At 56.0% G+C, this 22,735-nt stretch carries 17 protein-coding genes; 6 read left to right on the top strand and 11 right to left on the bottom strand.

Annotated elements, in window-relative coordinates:
- On the bottom strand, positions 1-1,727 hold a 1,727-nt coding region (locus ACR0KS_RS13575; protein WP_480693240.1), incomplete at its 3' end, for an adenylate/guanylate cyclase domain-containing protein.
- A gap of 819 nt (positions 1,728-2,546) precedes the next feature.
- Here ACR0KS_RS13575 and ACR0KS_RS13570 point away from each other — a divergent pair.
- The 3 genes from ACR0KS_RS13570 to ACR0KS_RS13560 all read left to right on the top strand — a co-directional run bounded on the left by ACR0KS_RS13570 (position 2,547) and on the right by ACR0KS_RS13560 (position 7,950).
- Complete coding sequence (locus ACR0KS_RS13570) at positions 2,547-6,122, top strand: AAA family ATPase (protein ID WP_170566455.1); 3,576 nt, start codon at positions 2,547-2,549, stop codon at positions 6,120-6,122.
- A gap of 28 nt (positions 6,123-6,150) precedes the next feature.
- Positions 6,151-6,408, top strand: a complete 258-nt coding sequence (locus ACR0KS_RS13565) for a DUF4242 domain-containing protein (protein WP_170566452.1) — start codon at positions 6,151-6,153, stop codon at positions 6,406-6,408.
- Between the two features lie 126 nt (positions 6,409-6,534).
- Positions 6,535-7,950 (top strand): FAD-binding oxidoreductase, encoded by a 1,416-nt coding sequence (locus ACR0KS_RS13560; protein WP_170566449.1) that lies wholly within the window; start codon positions 6,535-6,537, stop codon positions 7,948-7,950.
- 38 nt (positions 7,951-7,988) lie between these two features.
- Here the strand turns inward: ACR0KS_RS13560 and ACR0KS_RS13555 are convergent, their stop codons facing one another.
- The 10 genes from ACR0KS_RS13555 to ACR0KS_RS13510 all read right to left on the bottom strand — a co-directional run bounded on the left by ACR0KS_RS13555 (position 7,989) and on the right by ACR0KS_RS13510 (position 18,476).
- Positions 7,989-9,143 carry a Gfo/Idh/MocA family protein gene (locus tag ACR0KS_RS13555; RefSeq protein ID WP_170566445.1) on the bottom strand — a complete coding sequence of 385 codons (1,155 nt, stop codon included), beginning with the start codon at positions 9,141-9,143 and terminating at the stop codon, positions 7,989-7,991.
- Complete coding sequence (locus ACR0KS_RS13550; RefSeq protein WP_170566442.1) at positions 9,143-10,198, bottom strand: sugar phosphate isomerase/epimerase family protein; 1,056 nt, start codon at positions 10,196-10,198, stop codon at positions 9,143-9,145. The genes ACR0KS_RS13555 and ACR0KS_RS13550 overlap by 1 nt, the downstream gene beginning before the upstream one ends.
- Before the next feature lie 25 nt (positions 10,199-10,223).
- Positions 10,224-11,237 (bottom strand): LacI family DNA-binding transcriptional regulator, encoded by a 1,014-nt coding sequence (locus ACR0KS_RS13545; RefSeq protein WP_480693239.1) that lies wholly within the window; start codon positions 11,235-11,237, stop codon positions 10,224-10,226.
- A 52-nt stretch (positions 11,238-11,289) separates the two neighbouring features.
- Entirely contained in the window at positions 11,290-12,912 is a 1,623-nt protein-coding gene (locus ACR0KS_RS13540) for a dihydroxyacetone kinase subunit DhaK (RefSeq protein ID WP_170566439.1), read from the bottom strand.
- 11 nt (positions 12,913-12,923) lie between these two features.
- On the bottom strand, positions 12,924-13,916 hold the full coding sequence (locus tag ACR0KS_RS13535; RefSeq protein ID WP_170485654.1) for an ABC transporter ATP-binding protein: 993 nt from the start codon (positions 13,914-13,916) through the stop codon (positions 12,924-12,926).
- Positions 13,909-15,006 carry an ABC transporter ATP-binding protein gene (locus ACR0KS_RS13530; protein WP_170416825.1) on the bottom strand — a complete coding sequence of 366 codons (1,098 nt, stop codon included), beginning with the start codon at positions 15,004-15,006 and terminating at the stop codon, positions 13,909-13,911. Before ACR0KS_RS13530 ends, ACR0KS_RS13535 begins: the two co-directional genes overlap by 8 nt.
- 2 nt (positions 15,007-15,008) lie before the next feature.
- The gene (locus ACR0KS_RS13525; RefSeq protein WP_170385403.1) at positions 15,009-15,197 is read right to left on the bottom strand and encodes a hypothetical protein; all 189 of its coding nucleotides are present in this window, start codon (positions 15,195-15,197) and stop codon (positions 15,009-15,011) included.
- Positions 15,194-16,132 carry a carbohydrate ABC transporter permease gene (locus tag ACR0KS_RS13520; protein ID WP_170385400.1) on the bottom strand — a complete coding sequence of 313 codons (939 nt, stop codon included), beginning with the start codon at positions 16,130-16,132 and terminating at the stop codon, positions 15,194-15,196. Before ACR0KS_RS13520 ends, ACR0KS_RS13525 begins: the two co-directional genes overlap by 4 nt.
- The gene (locus ACR0KS_RS13515) at positions 16,129-17,076 is read right to left on the bottom strand and encodes a carbohydrate ABC transporter permease (RefSeq protein WP_170385397.1); all 948 of its coding nucleotides are present in this window, start codon (positions 17,074-17,076) and stop codon (positions 16,129-16,131) included. Before ACR0KS_RS13515 ends, ACR0KS_RS13520 begins: the two co-directional genes overlap by 4 nt.
- Positions 17,077-17,156: 80 nt before the next feature.
- Positions 17,157-18,476 (bottom strand): extracellular solute-binding protein, encoded by a 1,320-nt coding sequence (locus ACR0KS_RS13510; RefSeq protein WP_170416819.1) that lies wholly within the window; start codon positions 18,474-18,476, stop codon positions 17,157-17,159.
- Positions 18,477-18,985: 509 nt separating this feature from the next.
- On the opposite strand from ACR0KS_RS13510, the gene ACR0KS_RS13505 reads away from it, so the two are divergent.
- The 3 genes from ACR0KS_RS13505 (at position 18,986) to ACR0KS_RS13495 (ending at position 22,728) form a co-directional block, all read left to right on the top strand.
- Positions 18,986-20,323 (top strand): metal-dependent hydrolase family protein, encoded by a 1,338-nt coding sequence (locus ACR0KS_RS13505; RefSeq protein ID WP_480693238.1) that lies wholly within the window; start codon positions 18,986-18,988, stop codon positions 20,321-20,323.
- A gap of 74 nt (positions 20,324-20,397) precedes the next feature.
- On the top strand, positions 20,398-21,579 hold the full coding sequence (locus ACR0KS_RS13500) for a carbohydrate porin (RefSeq protein ID WP_170566435.1): 1,182 nt from the start codon (positions 20,398-20,400) through the stop codon (positions 21,577-21,579).
- Positions 21,580-21,789: 210 nt separating this feature from the next.
- Positions 21,790-22,728, top strand: a complete 939-nt coding sequence (locus ACR0KS_RS13495) for an efflux RND transporter periplasmic adaptor subunit (protein WP_170566432.1) — start codon at positions 21,790-21,792, stop codon at positions 22,726-22,728.
- Positions 22,729-22,735 lie beyond the last annotated feature (7 nt).

Raw genomic sequence — 22,735 nt, 5'->3', positions numbered from 1 at the left:
AGATCTGGGACGTCATCCAGCCGCCCCAAGTGACCAAGTGCGGATACCAGCGTCGTAATATCGGCCACAATGTCAGAATTGCGTTTGAGTACGCGTCGCATCGTTGACACGACGTTCTCATATTTTTTTTGGTGAAGTTGGGAAACACCCAGTTCGCGCAAGTAACGTGTTGGTTCAAGCGGGTCAAAACGCAACGCGTACCGGATCGCCGCTTCTGCTTCCGGCGCACGCCCAGTTGCATTCAGGACCTTCGCTTTTACAAGATGTATATCAGGGTCATTTGGCGCCAATGCCAAAGCCTTGTCCAATTCCTTGTAAGCCTCGCCATGGCGACCCTGCTCCACAAGAATTTCTGCCTGAACCGAATATGCCAGCGCGGATGGGTCTTCCATAGCCTTTTCAAGGCTTCGTTCCACTTCCTTCCAAGACCGTTCAAACCCGCCACCCATGGCCAGAAACCAGACGCTCTGAACAATTCGCCAATGGGCAGCGGCCAATGCTGCATAAGCCCTGTGGTAATCGGGGTCGATTGCGATTGCGTCTTCAAATTTTGAAATCGCGGTTAAAGTGTCATCAGAATTGCCGCTACGCAGGAGTTCAAGCCCGTACAGCACCAAGTCATATGCTTCCGGATGTTCAGTTTCTGCTGTTCCAAATCCCTGTTTTTCCTTGGCTGTCAATTGAACCGCCAATGCGGATGTTATTTCTTCCAGGACTTGATCCTGAAGTTCAAAAACCTGCTGAACATTACTGTCATAACGGTCGGCCCAAACATGGTGACCGCTCAAGGCGTCGATCAACTGCGCGTTCACGCGAACCTGATCACCTGCTCTACGCAGGCTTCCTTCAAGGATGTATTGAACACCAAGTTCCTCGGCGACCTGCTGGGACTTCACGGCTTTGTCTTTATATGTCCAACTAGAATTCCGTGAAATAACGAAAATGCCAGACAGCTTGCTCAAATCAGTAATTAGATCTTCTGTCATACCGTCTGCAAAAAATGCGTGTTGTGGATCGTCACTAAAGTCGTCGAATGGAAGAACAACGAGTGAAGGTTTATCCGGAAGAGGAAGGGCCATTTGGTCAACTGAGGCAGGATCGAACTCAAATCTCCATGGTCGCCAAATCAGTAGGGCTGCGAATAGGATAACGACAGCCATTGAAATACCTACTTTGATCGAAAAACTTCCGGAGTTTGAAACAAATGGCTTCCCACCCGGTATCACCCGATAAACCCTCACTGGGGTGGAAATGTTTTTGACTCTCTTTTCTCCCAGATCTTCGTAACCAACTTCCACGTTCGCTTTAAGGTGATCGTAGGCTGTGCCGGATACGACGACTCCACCCGGCGCTGCAAGTTCTTCCAGTCGGGCCGCGATATTAACACCGTCTCCGTAAATATCCCCCTCGTCGAAGACAATGTCGCCTAGATTGACCGCAACTCGGTAACGAATTTTACGATCTTCAGGGACATGTTCTTCTCGGGCTTTCATGGCTTCTTGAATCGAAACCGCGCAATGAACCGCCTCTACGACACTGGGAAATTCGGCGATCATGCCGTCCCCTGTTAATTTAATTATATGGCCTTTGTGGGCATCTATTTTGGGGTCTATGAGTTCGGTCCGGTGTCTTTTTTGCCGCTCAATAGTACCTGTCTCGTCTGCCTCCATTAGGCGCGAGTACCCAACCATGTCGGCGGCGAGAACGGCGGCAATCCTACGCTCCATGCTAGTCCTCCGAGTTTTAGGATAGCAGAATATGAATTGAAATTCGACTTCAGGCCTGTACACCGCATTCAGCCGCCAGCACCAGCGACCACCCGCCAGCAACCGGAACCAGGCGTCAGCGGTCCAGCCAGGGCCAGTGGACAATTGCTCGGGCGGTCTAGTTAGACACTTGGCGACACTGGGAAACGGCCTCTTTAGCGGTTCCATACGCCCCGAAACCGGCCCAGTTGGTTAGGCATCGCCAAAAAGCCAGTTCCAATCATCGGTTAGTAAGGACTCCTACCACCCCAGCCACTTCATCCGAACATGAAACAATAACAGGCACAGGGTGGTAACTACCCTAGAAGTACCCCGGTTTATTCCTCAGCCGTTTCGGGTGATACGGGTGATACGGGTGATACGGGTGATACGGGTGATACGGGTGTTGAGGGTGGCCGCTTTGGGCTCGGAGCGGTCATTCGCCATGCTGCGCATCAATGTCCGCTTTCGGGACTGGGTAGCGTATGGGTGACAAACGACCCTGTGGTTGGGTGTGTCGCGTTGTGACAGCATGTGTCCGCCTGCATGCCTTAATCCTAACAAAGCCAAATAGTTAATGTGGTTGGCTGGGGCAGCCTGTGGCGGGGTGCGGAGCAAACCGGACTGAATCATAATCCGCGTGTCGGGGGTTCAAGTCCCTCCTCCGCTACCATTATCCCCTAAAAAGATTGCGCTTGAACTGAAGTAGACCTTCGGCCTTCAAAAAGCAGCAGTTGACTCGGCCAACAGGCAATCAGATTCGACCTTCTTGATTAGTATTCGACAACTCCGCATGATCCGATGATGGGAGTTGAGATCGAAAACTGGCTGAATAGTCTTGGTCTGGACCAATATGTTGACGCATTCGTTCAGAATGACGTGGATGCGCGTGTCCTGCCACTTTTGACCGGGGAAGACCTGAAGGAACTTGGCGTTAGCCTGGGGCATCGCAAAATTCTGCTGGCCGCGATATCTGAATTGACCGTCGCTGACTCTGCTGCGTCCGAGGCGCTGGATACCCCTTCTATCGATGCGCCCGAACGATCCTCGGCTGCGCCAGAGGCGTCAGACACCGCAAGCCCAGTCGCCGAGCGACGCCACCTGACGGTGATGTTCGCCGACCTTGTCGGCTCGACCGAATTGACGAACCGGCTGGATCCCGAGGACATGCGGATTTTGTTGCTCAACTACCAGGACGCAGTCGCAGGAGCTGTCAGTCGTTACGGTGGGTACATAGCAAAATATCTGGGCGACGGCCTTCTTGTGTTCTTCGGCTGGCCGCGCGCCTACGAAGACCATGCCATTCGCGCGGTGAAGGCCGGGCTGGATGCTATCAAACGCGTGCAGGACCTCCGCACGCCAGATGGCGAGCATATTTCTGCCCGGCTTGGCATCGCAAGCGGTGACGTCGTAGTGGGCGACACGATCACCGAAAACACATATGAAGAAGGTGCCATGACTGGGCCGATCCTGAACCTTGCAGCACGGATTCAGGAGCACGCAAGGCCCAACACGGTTGTAGTCCCTCAAGAGGAAACCGAAGCCGCCCTACACCGTATTTTCAAGTTCAAGTCCCTTGGCGAAGTTGCTCTCAAGGGATTTGAACAACCGCGCACGCTATTGGAAGTCGTGGCGGAACGCAGCGCTGAAAGCCGATTTAGGGCATCCCACGGGGACGAAAGCGGCGGCGCCCTGATAGGCCGGGACTATGAGAAAGGTATTCTTCTGCAATCGTGGCAAAGGGCCAGGGACGGACAAGGAGAGGTCGTCTTGCTGTCGGGTGAGGCTGGCATCGGCAAATCCCGACTGACAGAAGAGTTTCTTGCCGAAACGGCGGCCGACGGTCAGGCGGATGTTATCCGGTTGAACTGCTCTCCCTACCTGACCAGCAGCCCGTTTCATCCAGTGACGGAACGCATCTCGCAAGACGCACATGTCGAACCCGGCTTTGACGACAATCAGATATTGGAACATGTGCGCGAATTACTGGAAACGCGCCCCGGTCTGGACTTGGACGAGGTTCTGCCGGTCTTCGCAGCGCTGGTCGCCCCGCGCAGTACGCTGGCGCGAAAAGTGCTTGAAATGTCTCCGCAAGAACAACGAGACCTCACGATCCAAACCCTGATCAACACGGTCAAGATACGGTCAAACGTGCGGCCTGTAATCCTGTGTGTCGAGGATGCCCATTGGATCGATCCCTCGACACAAGCTCTGCTGGAAAGGTTCAAGGCGATCTGCGCGGACCTGCCTTTGATGATCCTGATCACGCACCGGCCGGAATGGGAACTTGGCAGAAGCGACGCAGAAGCACATGTCCAGACCCTGCAACTGCGCCGTTTTGACTCTGCCCACGTCGCAAATCTGATCCGCAACATATCCGGGACAGAACCCGACGAAGACCTGATTTCACTGATCATCGAAAAAACGGACGGAGTGCCCCTGTTCGTCGAGGAACTGACGCGCACGATCCTTGAGGCCGGAGAGCAAGGCCAAGTTGCAATACCGTCATCCTTGAAAGGTGCTTTGATGGCGCGGCTAGACGCGGTTTCCCTCGAGGCCAAGCGGGTTGCCTTGACAGGCTCGGTCATCGGCCGCGAGTTCGAGCCGGGATTGCTGGGTGCCGCGATGGGTATCGACAAGCAGAATGTGCAAACCAGCCTTGAGGAACTGTCCCGCACCGGTCTGATCTTTGAGAGCGGGCACAATCGGGGGCATTTTGTTTTTCGCCACGCGCTGATCCGCGACACTGCCTATCAATCCATGCTTGGCTCAACGCGGCGACAGCAACACGCGGATGTCGCGCGCGCTTTGAACCAGCTTCGCGCCGCCGAGGTTGAGCGCCGGCCAGAGTTGGTGGCCCGCCATTTGTCCGAAGCCGAAGACTGGTCGGCGGCGTTCGACAAATGGCGCACCGCAACCGAAATGGCGCTTGCACGGTCCGCCAGCCAAGAGGCCATGGTCAACGCTCAGGAAGCATTGAAGGCGGCAAAGGAAATTGGGTCTGACGAAAGCCGTGAAACGGTTGTCGGGCAAATCCTTGTCGGCAGAAGTTACGACAGTCTGGGCGAATTGCCCGAAGGCATTGCCACGCTCAAGAATGCGCTGGACGCTGCGCGTGCGATTGGCGACAACGAACTCGCCGCTGACGCCGCCAACCATTTTGCAGACTCATGCATGATGTCGAGCGAGCGCCACAGCGAGGCCATAAGGCTGTGCAGGGAGACGCTGCAAACTCTTTCGAACGAAGATGAAACACGCCGCTGCCGTCTGATGAGCCAGCTTGCTCGGGCCTATATTTTTGTGGGTCAATTGGAAGAAGGCGCACAGTTCGGTCGGCTTGCGATGGAACTGGCGGCAAAGCTGGGTGACTACAAATCCCAGTTCTCGGTCATGATGATGCACTTTGGCGCACCTTTTGCGGCCAGAAAAGAAAGCGAGGCCCGAAATTGGCGCGAAAACCTGGAAGCCATGCACAAGGTTGCTGAAAAGCTGGGCAGCATTGATCAGGGCCGCAACAGGACTCTGAGCCTGTTTGTGGGCGCAGAAATGGCCGACCGCCAACTGATGGACCGCTCGCTTGAGTTGTTGACCGAGATTTCCGAGAAGGACACCCACCTACAGCTTTACTGGGTGCAAAAGCACGCCCGCGCCATGATCGCCATCATGGATGGAGATTTTGAAGCCGCAGAGAAACATGCGACCGAAGCGGTCAAAATTGGTCGCAAGACCCATGGCGAACACGTCGAAGGTGTCTTTGGGGTCCAGATGTTCACGATCCGCCGTGAACAAAGTCGCTTGCACGAAGTCGCGCCTGTTATCAAAAACCTTATGTCGGAAAGTCCTGGCGATGTCGCGTGGCGGCCAGGATTCGGACTGATCGCAGCCGAACTTGGCTACAAAGAACCGGCCGAGCGAATTCTTGATGAAATGGCGGAAAATGGATTTTCTCTGCAACCGGACGCAATGTACTCGACAACGCTGTCGTACCTTGCGGATATCAGCGTCGCGGTTGGCAACCAGAAACATGCCGAGTCGCTGTTTGACATACTCAAGCCTTACGAAGACCTGACGATAACGGCTGGCGCGACCACGGTATGCACCGGGGCCGCCGCGCGCCGCTTGGGGAACCTCGCAGCACTTCTTTCGGACTGGGATACCGCCGAAAGCATGTTTGAAAAAGCCATCGAGATCGACACGCGCATGGCATCGCCCCCCTGGATTGCACACAGCAAAGCAGCGTTTGCGGCCGCGTTACGGCGGCGTGGACGTGCCTGTGACATGAAACAGGCTTTTCAACTGGAAGCGGAAGCGTTGGCAACGGCCCAGAATTTAAGTATGGTTTCCCTTAGGTCAAAACTTGAAGGAACTGCCATCTAATCGATTGAAGAATGACCGGGGGAACATGATGCCAAGATACATTATCGAAAGAAATTTCGCTGAACAGCTTGATATTACCGACGACGACAGGATCAAGATCAAGAATATCAACGACGAAGAAGGTATTGAGTGGATTTTCTCGTTCCTCAGCGCGGACAAGCGCAAGACGTATTGCCTTTACGAAGCACCGGATGAAGAAAGTTTGCGGAAAGCGGCTGAACGGCTGAACATTCCGGCAGACGTTATTACGCCGGTTGATAGGATAGACCCCGGCATTTTTGCCTGAGGATCAAGCTGACACCATTCAGGATACGCAGTCACCTCATCACCGGGAACAGGTGGGTTTGGGTGATGGAACGATAGCCGAGGCAGCGACGCAAGAAGCCTTTTCTGACCAAGAAAGGCTTGCCCAATGTTTGATTTGAAATCTCTGGACGGCGAAACGGTTAATGTTGATCGGGACGCACTTGATGCCCTCAGCGCGTCACTCAGGGGGGCGGTATATCATCGCGGCGATCGCGAATACGACGAAGCCAGAACAACCTGGAACAGCATGGTCGAGCGTTTCCCCGGTTTCGTCATCCGCGCCCTGGGGGCCAGCGACGTTCAAAAGGCGGTAAACTTTGTTCGCAACGCCGGGCTGGTGATGTCAGTCAGGTCCGGCGGCCACCAGATTGCCGGTCATGCAGTTGCCGACGAAACGGTCATGCTAGACCTATCCCACATGCGGTCTGTTCACGTTGACCCGATTGCCAAAACAGCCCGGGTCGCGCCGGGGGCAATGCTTGGCGACGTGGACCGGGAAACGCAAGCCCACGGTCTTGTTGTTCCGACCGGCATCAATTCGACGACCGGCATAGCAGGGCTTACTTTAGGTGGCGGTTTCGGCTGGACCACGCGCAAGTTCGGCATGACGATCGACAACTTGATTTCTGCAGAAGTGGTCACGGCAGAAGGCGAGATCGTCACTGCATCCGCAAGCAATCACCCCGAGTTGTTCTGGGCAATCCGAGGTGGCGGCGGCAATTTTGGTGTCGTAACATCCTTCGAGTTCCAACTTCACGAACTAGGGCCGGATGTCCTGTCTGGCTTGGTTGTACATCCGATCGAAAAGGCTCCTGATCTGCTGGCCGAATATGCAAAGATCGCCGACGGATCGCCGGACGAGCTTACAGTTTGGAGCGTGATGCGAAAAGCTCCGCCTCTACCCTTCCTGCCAGAAGAATGGCATGGGCGCGAGGTTCTGATCTTTGCGGCCTGCTACGCCGGTCCGATGGCGGATGGCGAAAAGGCGATGACTGGATTGCGCGCCTTGGGAGAGCCGATTGTAGATGTCATCTCGCCGCACAAATTCGTGGACTGGCAGGCGGCTTTTGATCCACTCCTGACACCCGGAGCGCGGAACTACTGGAAAAGCCATGATTTTGAGACGTTGTCGTCAGAAGGGATCAAGGGGTTGCTTGACGCAATAGCCACACTTCCTGATCCGGCCTGCGAGGTTTTCATCGCCCATGTCGGAGGCGCAATGGCCAGAGTCGATGCGGATGCAACGGCCTATCCGCAAAGGTCGGCGCATTTCATAATGAATGTCCATACCCGGTGGGAGGACCCCACGAAAGACGGCGCATGTGTCGACTGGGCCCGCGACCTATATGATAAAATGAAACCACACTCGACCGGCAGCGCCTATGTGAATTTCATGCCCGAGGACGAAGCGGATCACATGGCCGGGGCATACGGTGCGAATGGCGACAAGCTGTCAAAGATCAAAGGTAGGTATGACCCCGACAACCTGTTTAGGGTCAATCACAACATCCTGCCAAGCTGAACGGTTTCAGCAACGCCCCCAGACGTGCAAGCCTTGGCTCAGTCAAGGCTCACCCAAGCCGCGTTTCGCGCGGAACTGTTGACGCATGCAGCAACAAATTTGACGCCCTTCAACCCATCCTGAACCGTTGGATAAGTCACCGACGCGTCTGGCCTTTGCCCGCTGCGGAAGGCAAGGATCGCTTCGGCGGCCTCGCTATATATGTTGGCGAACCCTTCCAAATACCCTTCAGGATGCCCCGGAGGTATTCTGCTGAGGCGATTTGCGCCGTCACCGGCCCCGGCACCATTTCGGGTAATCAGGCGCTTGGAATCGCCATAGGGCGTAAACCACAGGTAATTCGGATCCTCTTGCGACCACTCCAACCCGCCTTTTTCACCGTAGACCCGCAATCGCAGGGCGTTCTCGTTGCCCGGCGCGACCTGCGATGACCAGAGCATTCCCCGCCCGCCACCTCGAAAACGCAGCAACACATGCGCGTTGTCATCGACCTGACGTCCCGGCACAAAGGCTTGCAGGTCTGCGGCAAGGCTTTCAGCCTCCAAACCGGTGACAAAGCAGGCAAGGTTGTATGCATGCGTCCCAATATCGCCGGTCGAGCCACCCGCGCCCGAGCGTTCCGGGTCGGTCCTCCACTCGGCCTGCTTAAAGTCCTGCTGTTCGGTCAGCCAGTCTTGCGGGTACTCGACCTGTACAACGCGGATCTTGCCGATATCCCCGGCAGAGATCATATCCCGAGCCTGCCTAACCATTGGATAACCGGTGTAGTTGTGGGTCAGGATGAACAGGGCATCGGCATTTTCTGCCGCTTTGACCAGCTTATTCGCGTCACCAAGCGTTGAGGTCAGGGGTTTGTCGCAGATCACGTGAATACCGCGCTTCAGGAATTCTCGCGCGGCCGCATAGTGAACATGATTGGGGGTAACGATCGACACAGCTTCGATCCCGGACTTCAGACGCGCTTCCTTGATAGCCATCTGCTTGAAATCTTCGTACACCCGCGCAAGGCCCAGCGCCTCACCGCTGGCACGAGATTTTTCAGGCGTCGATGACAACGCGCCTGCGACCAGTTCAAATTTGTCGTCAAGCCGTGCGGCGATGCGATGCACCCCACCAATGAAAGCATCGTTTCCGCCGCCAACCATGCCAAGACGAATGCGGCCCGAGGTGTCTTCGTTGCGTCCGGTCACCATCACTCTATCCCCAGCATTTTTCTGTTGGCCGCTTCGTCGGTTCCTCCGTCCGCGAAGTCGTCAAAGGCTTTTTCAGTCACGCGTATGATGTGGTCCGATACAAACTGAGCACCTTCACGGGCACCATCCTCAGGGTGTTTGAGGCAACATTCCCATTCAACCACAGCCCAACCGTCAAAGTCGTTCGCCGCCATCTTTGAGAACACCGCCCCGAATTCCACCTGACCGTCCCCAAGCGACCGGAAACGACCTGCCCGGTCCACCCAACTTTGATACCCTGAATACACGCCTTGGCGACCGGTCGGATTAAACTCTGCGTCCTTGACGTGGAACATGCGTATCCGGTCTTTGTAGATGTCGATATTGTCCAGATAATCGAGGCATTGCAGCACATAGTGCGAGGGGTCGTACAACATGCACGCTCTGGCGTGGTTGCCAGTCCGTTCAAGGAACATCTCGTAGGTTATGCCGTCATGCAGATCTTCGCCCGGATGAATCTCATAGCATAAGTCCACTCCGCACTCATCGGCGTGATCAAGGATGGGCACCCAGCGGCGAGCAAGCTCGTCAAACGCTGTTTCGACAAGACCTGCCGGGCGTTGCGGCCACGGATAGACATACGGCCACGCCAAAGCGCCAGAAAAGGTTGCATGCGCTGAAATACCAAGGTTCCTAGAGGCCGAAAGCGCCTTTTTAACCTGATCTACGGCCCATTCCTGCCGTGCTGTGGGATTTCCCCTGACGCTTTCCGCCGCGAACCCATCGAAGGCTGTATCATAGGCTGGATGCACCGCCACCAACTGACCCTGCAGGTGCGTCGACAATTCAGTGACTTCTACGCCGTTCTCTTTGGCCTTGCCCTTGAATTCATCGCAGTAGGTGGCACTGGACGCTGCAGTTTCCAGGTCGAACAGACGACCATCCCAACTGGGAACCTGCACCCCCTTATAGCCGCAGTCCGCAGCCCACTTGGTGATAGCGTCCCATGAATTGAAAGGTGCTTCATCCCCGGCGAACTGCGCCAGAAACAAAGCCGGGCCTTTGATGGTCTTCATATTTCTTCCTCCCCAAAACATACCCTTACGGCGGCAAATTTTCCTTTAGATAGATGTCGATGCGAATACGTTCCTGCGCCTTGTTGAACGGAACCTTGTCCGATGTCGCGCGCAGCAAGCGAACGGCCGAACGCACGATGTGACCCGAGTCCTGTGAGATCAAGGCGTCGAAAGTTCCCCGCTTTAACGCCTCGCGGCTCAGCGGAGTAAGCTCGTGCGCGATGATCACCAGATCCTTGCTGATCTTACTTTCCGAAAGAAACTGGATAAGCCCGGCATTGCCCGCCGCAGAGGAATAGATGCCAACCAGATCCGGGTAGGTCTCGAAAATCTCTGGCATCATCTTGTAAATCAGCGTCGGGTCGTCACGACCCTCGACCGATGCGACAACCTCAAGGTGTGGAAACTCGTCTGCAACCACGAGGTCAAACCCCTGGCGGCGTTCGAGATGGTCCCGCGCCAGACGCGATCCGGTCAGGACCAGAACTTTCCCTTTTCGGTGCACAAACCGCCCCATGAGCTGCGCAGCAGTACGGCCGGCCGATACGTTATCAATGCCTACAAAGTGATCCCTGTCCGAACTTGGCAGGTCTGACACCAAGGCGACGACCGGCACGCCCTTGTCTCGAATCCTTTTGACAGCATCGCGGACCGAAGGTGTTTCGGGGCCGAAAACTGCCAATCCATCAACCTCGCGGCTATCGACAGAATCCAGAATCTCGACAATGTCCTGTGGCTCGAACGGAGCAACTTTGCTGATGGACAGGCGCGTTCTTTCGATAAACTGGTCCCTTGACTGCTCAATAATCTGGGAACTCAGCGCTTCTATGAATTCGTTGTCCGTATCGGGCAGAACAAAAAGGAAGTTATAAACACGCTTTCGGGCAAGGTTTGCCGCAGCAGTGTCGCGCACGTAGCCCAGTTCATCTATTGCCTTGTGCACCTTTTGGACAGTGACGGCCCTTACGCCAGGGCGCCTGTTCAGCACCCTGTCAACCGTGGCCAAACTGACACCGGCAACCCGCGCAATGTCGTTCACCGTTGGCTTTCTCACCAGTTCCAATTTTTGCTTTTGGTCTTCCACGTTTTGCTCAGCCCTCAATCTCCTGCGCCAAACCTTCAAACAACAATGCGACGGCTTCGGCACCCGGGTCGTTATGCCCCATCAGGTTTTCTTCGGGAACATAGGCTGCGCGGCCGGCCTTGGCACGGTGAATTTTCGCTGTCGTGTCAGCACCTTCCCGCGCCGCCTTTGCCGCTTGTGAAAGACCGGACGGCAGCGCGTTCAACGCCGGTGCCAAGGCATCAATCATGGTGCGGTCTCCGACCTTTGCGCCACCCACCTGACTAACCCGGTTCAAACCCTCGACAAGTGATTTGGGAATGGAAGACCCGCTGGCACAGGCGTCACCGGCGGCGTTGAAGAAAATCGCCAGAATGACACCGGATGAGCCGCCCATGGTCTGGCTCAACTCGTTACCCAGCGCCGGGAACAACTGGGTCAAGTCCGCCAACGGCATACGGTCAAGACTGCCCTGCAGTGCACGAGCTGCCGTTGCCAAGGTACTGCCCGTGTCCCCGTCACCCGACTTGGCGTCCAACTCGTTCAGGTCTTTTTCGGCGTCAATCAGCAGATCGGACACCCGGATGAGGGTTTCCTTGGTCCTGGAGTTATTCGACGGGATGGGATCAATCGGAGTCAGTCCGTCCGGCAACGGCGCGACTTTGACCGGGTCGATTGAGTTCACGCCCGGCCACGCGGCAAGCGTCACCGGCGCTTCGAGGGCCGCGAGGTCCTCGCCATTTACTGGCAATACCGACACGGAAAACCCATGCATATCCAGCGATGTCATCATCGGCGCAGGCCCAATGATGTGACCCGCAATCCCGGTTTCCGCCAGCGCATGTGTCAAAACGGCCATCTCCAGCGGAGTCGTCGATCCAAGGTTGTTCACCAAGGCCACGCACTCACCTGCCCCGACACGTTGCCTGAGCTTTTCGACGACGGTGGACATCGCTGTCAAAGCCGTCGCAAAATCTACTTGTTCAACCCCCGGCTCGCCGTGGATGCCCAGGCCCAGCTCGGCTTTGCCCGGTGCGATCCGCTCTTCCTTTGGCGATCCCGGAACGGTGCATGTATCCAAGCTCATGCCGATACTGACAACCTTGCCGATCACGTCCTTTGCAGCCCGGGTCACGGTGTCCAGATCTGCGCCGCTCTCTGCCAGAGCGCCTGCAATCTTGTGCACGAACAACGTTCCCGCCACGCCACGAGGCTGCGGCAGATCAGGCAGGGCGATGTCGTCGTCCACCACCACCATTTCAACCTTGCGCCCAAGGGCACGCGCGCGCTCTGCTGCAAGACCGAAATTCAGACGATCACCGGTGTAGTTCTTGACGATCAGCAGGCAGCCAGCTTCGCCCGTTACGGCCAGAATACCAGCAAGCACAGCCTCAACAGATGGCGAGGCGAACACTTCACCGCATACCGCTGCCGTAAGCATTCCCGCCCCGACGAAACCTGCATGCGCAGGTTCATGCCCCGACCCCCCGCCCGAGACCAACGCGACTTTGGACTTGTCCCAATCCGACCGGTAAACGACCTTGATGTGCGGGTATCCATCCAACCGCGTCAACGCGCCCCCGGAGGATGAAAGAAGGCCGTCGATGGCATCTGTAACCAGAGTTTCTTTGGTATTGAGGAACTGGGCCATGCATTTGCTCCTTAATTTACTCGTGCGCCTGAGGCGTCAAAATAAAGCGGGTCTTGCGGTCTGATTTTAACAATCTTTCCAGCAGGATAATCCTGATGCACATCAATCAGGGTCACGACGGGATGACCGTTTAGATCAAGGTGCAGCCGCGTCTGGTCGCCAAGGTGCTCTGCCCGGATGACACGGGCATCAGTCCCCTCGCCTTCGACGATATTCTCAGGTCGCAGGCCAATCTGTGGGCCTTTGTGGTCGCCGCCAAACAGGTCGGATGGAAGAATGTTGATCCGGGGCAGCCCAAGCCGACTGGCGACATAAACACTGCCGGGGTTTTCATAGATATCCCGGGGCGTTCCGTATTGAACCAGTCGGCCTTCCTCCAAAACCCCGATATGGGTTGCCATTGTCATGGCTTCCACCTGATCGTGCGTCACGTACAGCAGCGTAGACCCCAGATCGGCCTGTATTCTTTTCAGCTCCACGCGCAGATCCGCCCGCAGCTTGGCGTCCAGCGAACTCAGCGGTTCGTCCATCAGAAAGATCTGAGGATCCCGCACCAGCGCACGGCCGATCGAGACGCGCTGCATCTCTCCGCCTGAAAGCTCTGTCGCCTTGTTGTCCAGCTTATGCGGGATTTGAAGAATCTCGGCGATCTCATTTACCTTGCGCGTGATCTCATCCTCGGGGGTCTGCAGGATCGGAGAGCGCAGGGGAAAGGACAGGTTTTCTCTGACCGTCATATGCGGATAGAGCGAGTATTGCTGAAACACCATCGCCACATCGCGCTGCGCGGGTGTTTCAAAGCCGACATCTCGACCCGCAATCCGCACGGAACCGGAATCCAGCTTTTCCAGACCCGAGATCAGCCGCAGCGTTGTGGTCTTACCGGCACCGGTCGGCCCCAACAGCACGACAAAGGCTCCATCCGGTATCGTCATTGAAATACCGTCCACCGCCTTCACGTTGCCAAAGGATTTTGAGATGTTTTCAAGAACGACTTCAGCCATTTTTCAGAACCTCATCGTTAAGCTCCGAACGCAGGGCGCGTCCGCTTGATTGTTCAAACAAAGTCACGGTCGAGGATCGAAACTCCAGCCCCACGGTTTCACCGGCCCGCACGGTTTCCCGCGCGTCGATCCTGGCCTTGAGTTCACCATTCGGGCTCTGCAGGGTTACGATCTGGGTCGTGCCCAGGTATTCCGCCGCCAGCACCTTGGCGCGATAGTCACTGTCGTCTGACAGAAATACGTGTTCGGGGCGGACGCCAAAAACCAGGTCGCCTTGGGCACCTTCCCGCATCGCCGGAACGACCTCATCATGACCGTTCAAACGCACCTTGTCGGAACCAGGTCCGACCTGCCCCTGAAACGGTAGGAAATTCATCGACGGCGATCCGATAAAATTCGCCACAAACATCGTAGCGGGCTTGTCGTAGATCTCCTGCGGCGTCCCGAACTGTTCAATCACCGCGTTGTTCATCACGACGATTTTGTCCCCCATCTGCATGGCTTCAAGCTGGTCGTGAGTGACGTAAACCGTTGTTGCCCCCATTCGATCATGCAGCGCCCGCAACTCCTCTGCCATGTGCTCACGAAACTCGGCGTCCAATGCGCCCAGCGGTTCGTCCATCATAAATGCCTTGGGTTCACGCACGATGGCGCGCCCAAGAGCAACGCGCTGTCTGTCGCCGCCGGAAAGACCACCTACAGGGCTATCGAGAATGTCTCGGATACCCAGGATTCCCGCCACCTCTTCGACCTTGTCCTTCACCGCTGCACGGGACATCCCCTGTGAAATCAAAGGGTAACTGATATTTTTGCGGACGTTCATGTGCGGGTAGAGCGCGAACATCTGAAAGACAAAAGCGATGTCCCGTTCAGACGGAGGTCTTTGGCTAATTTCCTCTCCATCCAAGTAAATCTCACCTGATGTCGGAAGCTCGAGCCCTGCGATCATCCGCAACGTCGTGGTCTTTCCACACCCCGAAGGCCCAAGCAGCATGAAGAATTCACCATCTTCGATCGTGAACGAACTTTCACGGACCGCCGTGAAATCGCCGAACATCTTCTTTACGTTTTTGACTACGATCTGGGCCATTTTTACTCCGGGAAATGGCTGACGATGATGAACATGACCGTTCCAATCAGCGTGACGATGAAAGAGTAGGTGAACGCCCACAGAACAAAGGGCTGCATCAGCATGAAGACACCCAAGGCTATCAGGATGGTTGCGACCATTTCCCAAGGGCCGCGGCGAAGTCGGATGAGACCTGTCAGAAAATCGCTCATTTGCGCACAGCTCCGAATGTGATCCCGCGCAGCAGGTGTTTGCGCATCAGGATGGTGAAGATCATCACGGGGATCAGGAACAGGGTCGCGCCGGCGGCAACCGCAGGCCAGTCAAGGCCACCGATACCTATGATCGTAGGAATAAATGGCGGAGCGGTCTGCGCGTTCGCCGACGTTAACAGAACGGCAAAGGCGTATTCGTTCCAGGCGAAGATCAGGCAGAATATCGCAGTGGACGCGATGCCTGTGGCGGCCTGTGGCAGGACAACCTTGTAAAAAGCCTGAAACCGCGTGTAGCCGTCGATCAGCGCCGCTTCTTCGTATTCGCGCGGAATTTCGTCGATGAACCCTTTCAGCAGCCACACCGCCAGCGAAATATTCACGCCTGTGTAAAGCAGGATCATCCCAAGATGCGTGTCGCTTAGCCCAAGATTACGGAACATCAGAAAAATCGGGATGGCCACGGCCACCGGCGGCATCATCCGCGTACTCAGGATGAAGAACAGAAGGTCATCCTTGAGCGGAACCTTAAAACGGCTAAAGGCATAGGCCGCCAAAGTGCCCAGAAAAATGCTCAGGAAAGTCGATCCAAACCCGATGATCACCGAGTTCATGAACCGCTCACCAAATTTGGAAGGTCCGACAATTACCATGTCATATTGCCTGACAATCTCGTCGGCCCAGTTCTGCGGTGGGTTCGCGTCCAGAAATTCCTGCGTTTGCCGCGTTCTTGTGGTGAACAGATTCACGTAGCCTTCCAGTGTCGGGTCAAAGACAACCTTCGGCGGATAGCTGATCGCGTCAGCAGGAGATTTGAAACCGGTCAGAAGGATCCAAACCAACGGGATCATGGTGATCAGCGCGTAAGAGATGACCAGAAATCCGGCGATCCACTTGGATCGGTTTGTGGGTTCGGTGATCGAGAAACTGCTCATCTTTGTTTCACCTTGTTCAGTGCCTTCACGTAGATCGACGCCAGCCCAAAGACCGTCACGAACAGGATGATCGCGTAAGCCGAGGCGTAGCCCGTGCGCCATTTCTCGAAGGCTTCCCGTTTCAGATTGATCGAGGTCAGCTCGGTCGTTGAGCCCGGCCCGCCGCCGGTCAACTGAACCACAAGGTCAAACATTTTGAAGTTTTCGATCCCGCGGAACAAAACGGCCAGCATCAGGAACGGCAGCACCATCGGTATTGTTATCGTGAAGAACTGGCGTAGCTTGCTGGCCCGGTCGATCTCTGCGGCTTCGTAGATATAGTCGGGGATACTGCGCAGACCGGCCAGACAGATCAGCATCACGAATGGCGTCCACATCCACGTGTCCACGATCACGATCGCCCAAGGTGCCAACTGCACCGAGCCCAGCATCTCAAAGCTCGATGGGTCTTTGCCTGTGAACCAGGAAACGATGTAGTTGAACAAGCCGATCTGAGGTTGATAGAGGAATTTCCAGAAGTTCCCGACAACCGCCGGTGACAACATCATGGGCAGCACGATGATCGTGGTCCACAGATCGTTGCCCTTGAATTTCTTGTTGATCAGCCAAGCCAGCGTGAACCCGATCAGCACCTGGAAAAAGATGGTCCAGAACAGAAAATGCGCGGTCGCCTGCATGTTCAGCCAGGTGTCGGAATCTGTCAGGATACGTTCGTAGTTCCTGAGCCCGACATCTTTGACTTCACGCCCGATCCGGTTGGCCTTGTAGTTGGTAAAGCTCAGCTGAATGGTCCAGATCAGCGGGAAGATGTTGATCGCAAGCAGAAGAAAAATCGTTGGAGAGATGAATATCCACGCGATCGCTCGGTCGGATAATCCCCGGATTTTTCGCGCAACTCGCACGGGCGTTGCCTGCGCAACGCGATCTATGGTCCTGTCAGACATTTCTTTGCCAGTTCTTGTCGGTTTCGGGCTCACGGGTGAAGGTGGAGCGGGCACGTGCCCGCTCCGGCCCTAGTTCCGGATCACAGTTTGCCTTCGTCCTCGAAGACTTCCGTCCAGTCTTCGATCAGTAGGTCCAGCGCTTCCTGCGCAGTGCCCTGATCGGCAACGACATAGTCATGGATGCGCTTTTGCATCGCCAGTAGCAGTTCGGCGTAGGCTGGCTCTTGCCAGAAGTCCTGAACGCCTGCCATCGCTTCCAGAAAATCACCTGCAAACGGCTGGCTGTCCACGAAACCCGGGTCTTCCAGTACCGAGTTATGCGCGGAATATCCGCCCAGCTCCCACCACTTTGCCTGTACCTCGGGTTGTGAGAACCACTTGATGTAATCCAGCGCCGCATCCTGCTTGTCGGAATAGCTGACGACTGAAATCCCCTGACCGCCCAGTGTCGAGCCGGCCTGATTTTGCGGCGGGTTCACAAAGAAGTCGATCTTGTCACCACCCGTATTCGGATCGGCATAGAGACCGGGGAAGAACGCGAACCAGTTCATCGCCATCGCAACCTGGCCGGATTTGAAGGCATCCAGGCTTTCACCCATATACGAGTTCGTATAGCCCGGAGGCGTCGCGGTCTTGTAGAATTCCTTGTAGAATTCCAACGCCTCAACTGCTTCGGGGGAATTCACGGCCCCTTCCATGTCATAAGAGCCCGGAGTGTTCTCGTACTTGAACCCCCAAGGATACAGCGCACCGGTCACTCCCATCGTGATCCCTTCCGAACCACGTTCGGTAAAGATCGCCGCACCGTAGACCGTCTTTCCGTCAATTTCACGGCCCTGGAAGAACTGAGCGATCTGCAACAGCTCTTTCTGTGACTGCGGCTCTCTTAGGTCTTGCCCGGTGGCATCCTTGTAGGCTGCCTGAATTTCGGGATTCTCGAACCAGTCCTTGCGATAGAACCAACCGTTCGCGTCGCCCATCGCAGGCAGTGCGTAATAGTTCGGCGTGCCCTTCGGCCATGTCGAATACGCATAGACGGTCGCAGGCGCGAAGTCGTCCATGCTGATGCCTTCCGCATCGAAGAAATCGTTCAGCTTCACGTAGTGGCCGTTTTCAGCACCACCGCCGATCCACTGGCTGTCTCCGATCAGCAGGTCGCAGAGCTTGCCCCCCGAGTTCAGCTCGTTCAGCATCCGATCTGCAAAATTCGGCCACGGCACAAACTCGAAGTTCATTGTGTGGCCTGATTCCGCTTCAAATTCCTTGGACAGTTCGACAAGCGCGTTTGCCGGATCCCACGCCGCCCAACACAGCGTCAGATCTTCGGCCTTTGCCGTTGTCGAAAGAGTAGTAGCGGCTAAGACTAATGCGCTGGCAGAGGCCAGTTTTGTGTAAGTCATCCATTCCTCCCTTTTTTCGCCGTCAATCGAGGATGTGCGAATCGCGGCATACCCTCAAGGCTATTTGAGGTGCGTACCTCAAGTCTAGATATTTTTGAGGTTCGTACCTCATTTTGCCCTCAAAACTCACCAAACTCACCGCAACACGTTGAAAATAAATCACTTAATTTGTTGAAATAAATTTCACGCGCCTAATCGAAAACACATAGGCAGCAGTCGTCCGACAGAGTTTTCGGCAGGTTTCACTGGCCGGAAAGCAACTTCGCCCTCAAGAAACAAGCAAGGCTTTGAGCGACGGTTTTCTCAATAGCGCGTTCCAAAGAAAACGCTGTCTGTCGGTCGCCCAAGAGCAACCGCACTGAAACTCTGGGCCACGCTTCACCATGTGAAACGGCATTGAGCATCATTGGGCAAAGCAGGCCCGGTTTTGACCGTTGGCTTGGCGGTAAACACTCTATCATATTCAAAAATATAAAAGTTTTTCTGAACCACATAATCGGGAGGGATGGATGCGGTTCCTTAAGTTCGGCCTATTCTTGTCACTGGTATTTTCTGGCCCTGCTCTTGCGCAGGACGCAGCGCCCGAACAGACGCTTTTCACCAATGTGCATGTCTTCGATGGCGTGAATGAACAACGGATTGAAAACGCGAGCGTTCTGGTTGAAGGGAACCTGATCAAAGCTGTCTCGACCTCACAGATAGACGCGCCCAATGCGACCGTGATCGACGGTGAAGGCCGCACCCTAACGCCGGGATTCATCGAAACGCACGCGCATCTGATGCTGATGGGGCCAAGCATTCCCGTGATGGAAGCCAACGCAACGTGGGAGGATTTCGGCATCCACGGCACACGTATGGCCGAGATGTACCTGATGCAGGGCTTCACAACTGTACGCGACGCCGGGGGCGCGAATGGGGGACTGCGCCGGGCCATCGATTCAGGGCAAATACTTGGCCCGCGTTACTATCCCTCGGGTGCGTTTCTAGGCACGCGGGGCGGGCACGCGGATTTTGCCAGCTTTACCTCTCCGCCCGGCGCGTCGACAAATTTCAGTCGCCTGAACATGGCGCAGGAAGTTGACAGCGTTGCGGACGTTCAGAAATTTGGCCGCAACAACTTTCGGATGGGCGCGACGCAGTTGAAATACATGCAGTCGGGCGGCGTGGTGTCTGCCTTTGATCCGTGGCAACTGCTGGCTGGATCGCCCGAAGAGATTGAGGCCGCCGTGCAGGTTGCCAGTGAATACGGCAGTTACGTCATGGCGCATTCCTATCGGAAAGAGGCGATCATGAATGCGCTCAACGCGGGCGTCAAAAGCATCGAACACGGGTTTTCCTTCGATTGCGAGATCGCCGCACTGATGAACGAGAAAGACGCTTACATCACGACCAATCTGACCGCGTTCGACCCCGGCCTGTTGGAAATTCCGGCTGTTGCCAGCGTACCGTCCAGTCTTGCCAAGGCCAAGTCTGCGTCCGAAACCTTTGCTGGCTATATCGACAACATGAAGGAATGCCCTGTCAAACGCGGGTTTCAAACCGACTGTGTCGGCTCGGTCGACGCCTGCAATATCCAGATCGCGTATGAGAAGAAGCTCAACAACGATTTCTTCGGCCCCTTCGTGTCCATGACAACACTAACCTCGACGGGTGGTGAGATCGTTGCCTTGTCCGGCGACTTCATGAACCCCTACCCTGCGGGCAAATTGGGTGTGATCGAAGAAGGCGCTTATGCCGACATCCTGCTGATCGACGGCAACCCGCTAGAGGATTTTCCGTGGTTGGCACCGGTGATCAGTGGTTCGGTGCTGATCCACGCCCCGAAAGCCCCGAGACCATTCGCCTGATCATGAAAGACGGGGTGATCTACAAGAATACGTTGGAGTGACGCTTGCCTATCCGCTGGCCCGAGGGGTTCGGGATGATCAGATTGCTCGGCGTTTCACTGGTGTTCATGGCTTGCGGCACAGCAGCTATGGCGCAGGGATTGTCCGGACCGTCCTCCGTAGGCGCTGAGCTTGAGCCCGGTGACGGGCTGACCGACCCGCAATACCGATCCGACTTTCCACGCAATATCGCACCGAACTGGTTTACGTGGAAGGACCGCCTTGCCGAGAATGGCTTTCGGTTTAACATCGACTATCTCGCACTTGGGCAGACAACGAATGCTGATCTGGGCGAGGCCGAAGCCGCCGGTGGCATCGCTCGATTTTATGGGAGCTGGCAAGCAAGCGACCTTGGGTCGCTGACCTTCAAGATCGAAGATCGCCACAGTTATACCGACGTCGCACCGCAGTTTCTGGGACTGGACGGAGGCGCGTTGTCCATCACCGGCACTGCGTTCAACGATAGCGGGCTTCTGCTGACCAATCTCTTTTGGACCCAACGCGCCGAGAACGGGGCCTGGACCTTGCAGGTCGGGCAAATCGACGTGACGGATTTCGTTGATATCTACGGGCTGGTCAGCCCCTACAGCGGTTTTCAAAACCTTGCCTTCAACACAAACCCCACGATCAACACGCCCAATCAGGGGCTTGGGATCGCCGGAGGGCTTAAACTCAGCAGTAACCTTTACGCGGTGGCCAGCATCGCCGACGCTAACGCGGACCCGTCCGACCCTGATTTCGACGTATTCAGCGACGGCAACCTCTTTAAGTCGTTGGAACTGGGCTATACCTCTGCCTTTGATCGTATCTACTTTGACAATGTGCACCTGACCCTTTGGCATGCAGACGCCGCAGAGGACGGAAGCCGCGCCGAAGACTACGGTGCCGCCTTTTCCGCAGCCTGGTTCGTTGGCAACACGTGGATGCCGTTCTTCCGCGCAGGTGCCTCAAAAGGAACGGCGGCTTTGTACGACCGTTCCGTCTCGACCGGCATCGGGTATTATGGGCGCAACACGGACCTTGCCGGTGTGGGCCTGAACTGGGCCGAGGCGCGCGGCATCGACGGAGATCAGTTCACGCTCGAAGCGTTCTATCGGTTCTCGATTTCGCCGGGCCTTCAGATAACGCCGTCCGCCCAATTCATCTCCAACCCGCTGCTTAATCCCGATCAGGACAGCATCGCGCTGTTCAGTCTTCGCACGCGCATTGTCTTCTGACGCCCGCCCCTCTCAAAGGAGTATCCTGATGAACACGCTGATAGCCGCCGGAATTTTGGCTATGTCTTTCGGTGCTTCTGCGTTTGCAAGTGAAGAAAACAAAACCTAGGACGCCTCCGATGAGGCAGAGTTTCCGCGACCTGTTCCATTCGCGCTGACGTCGGGCACGGCACGCTGGACTAAAACGTACCAATCGGCAGGAGATTTGAAATGCTGATAATCCTCGCAATTTACTTCGGGCTTATCTGGCTTGTCTTCTTCAAGTTCAAACTGCTTCCCTGGACGCGGTCCAGCAAGATCACCTCGGGCTTGGTTGGGTTGCTGATCTGTCTGTATGTCGTCGCGCAGTTGAACACCAAGACCCCTTCGGGCCGGATCGCGGTCATGGGTATTGTGGTCGAAATCGCCCCTTCGGTGAACGGAGTGGTGGTGGATGTCCCGGTCGTGGCCAACCAGACCGTCACCGCCGGAGAGGTCCTGTTCCAAATTGACCCGGCCCCGTATCAACTTGTCGTGGCAGAAGCCGAAGCAGAAGTTGAGATCGCAACACTCACCTTGGACAGACAACAGTCCGCCTTTGAGAAAAACCCGGGGCTTTCGATCTCGCAACAGGACTTGGACGAAAGCCGCGCCATTCTCGAAGCTGCCGAGGCGCGCCTTGAAATAGCGCGGCTAGACCTGTCTGACACGACTGTCCGCGCTCCGCAGGAAGGGATCGTCACCGCGGTGAACCTGTCCCCCGGCGATCAAGTCCGATCAACAGGGTCCGTCATGCCCTTTATCGAGACCGGATCACTGCGGCTGGTTGGGGTATTCCGTCAAAACGGGTCCGCTGTGCTTGAGGCAGGAATGCCTGCCGAACTGGTTCTTGACGCGGTGCCCGGCGCGATCATGAAGTCTGGCATCTCGGTTGTTTCCCCCGGCACCGCTGGGGGCCAAATCCCCGTAAGCTCTGACCTGCTTTCCGCAGCGTCCGTGGGATCCGCGTCTGAGGTTCTTGTCATGCTGGATTGGCCCAATGATCTTCCTGAGCACGCCGCGCAGCTTGGCATGGTCGGCTCGGCCACGGTCTATAGCCCAGACGCCGGGCCATTCGCGATTCTCGCCAAAATCCTCATAAGACTCCGTGCTTTGGTGGCGTATATTTGATCTTAGT

This window comes from Ruegeria sp. BC7, assembly GCF_056539165.1.
The sequence above is the reverse complement of the archived record's forward strand: the minus strand, read 5'-3'. Positions and strand labels throughout refer to the sequence as shown.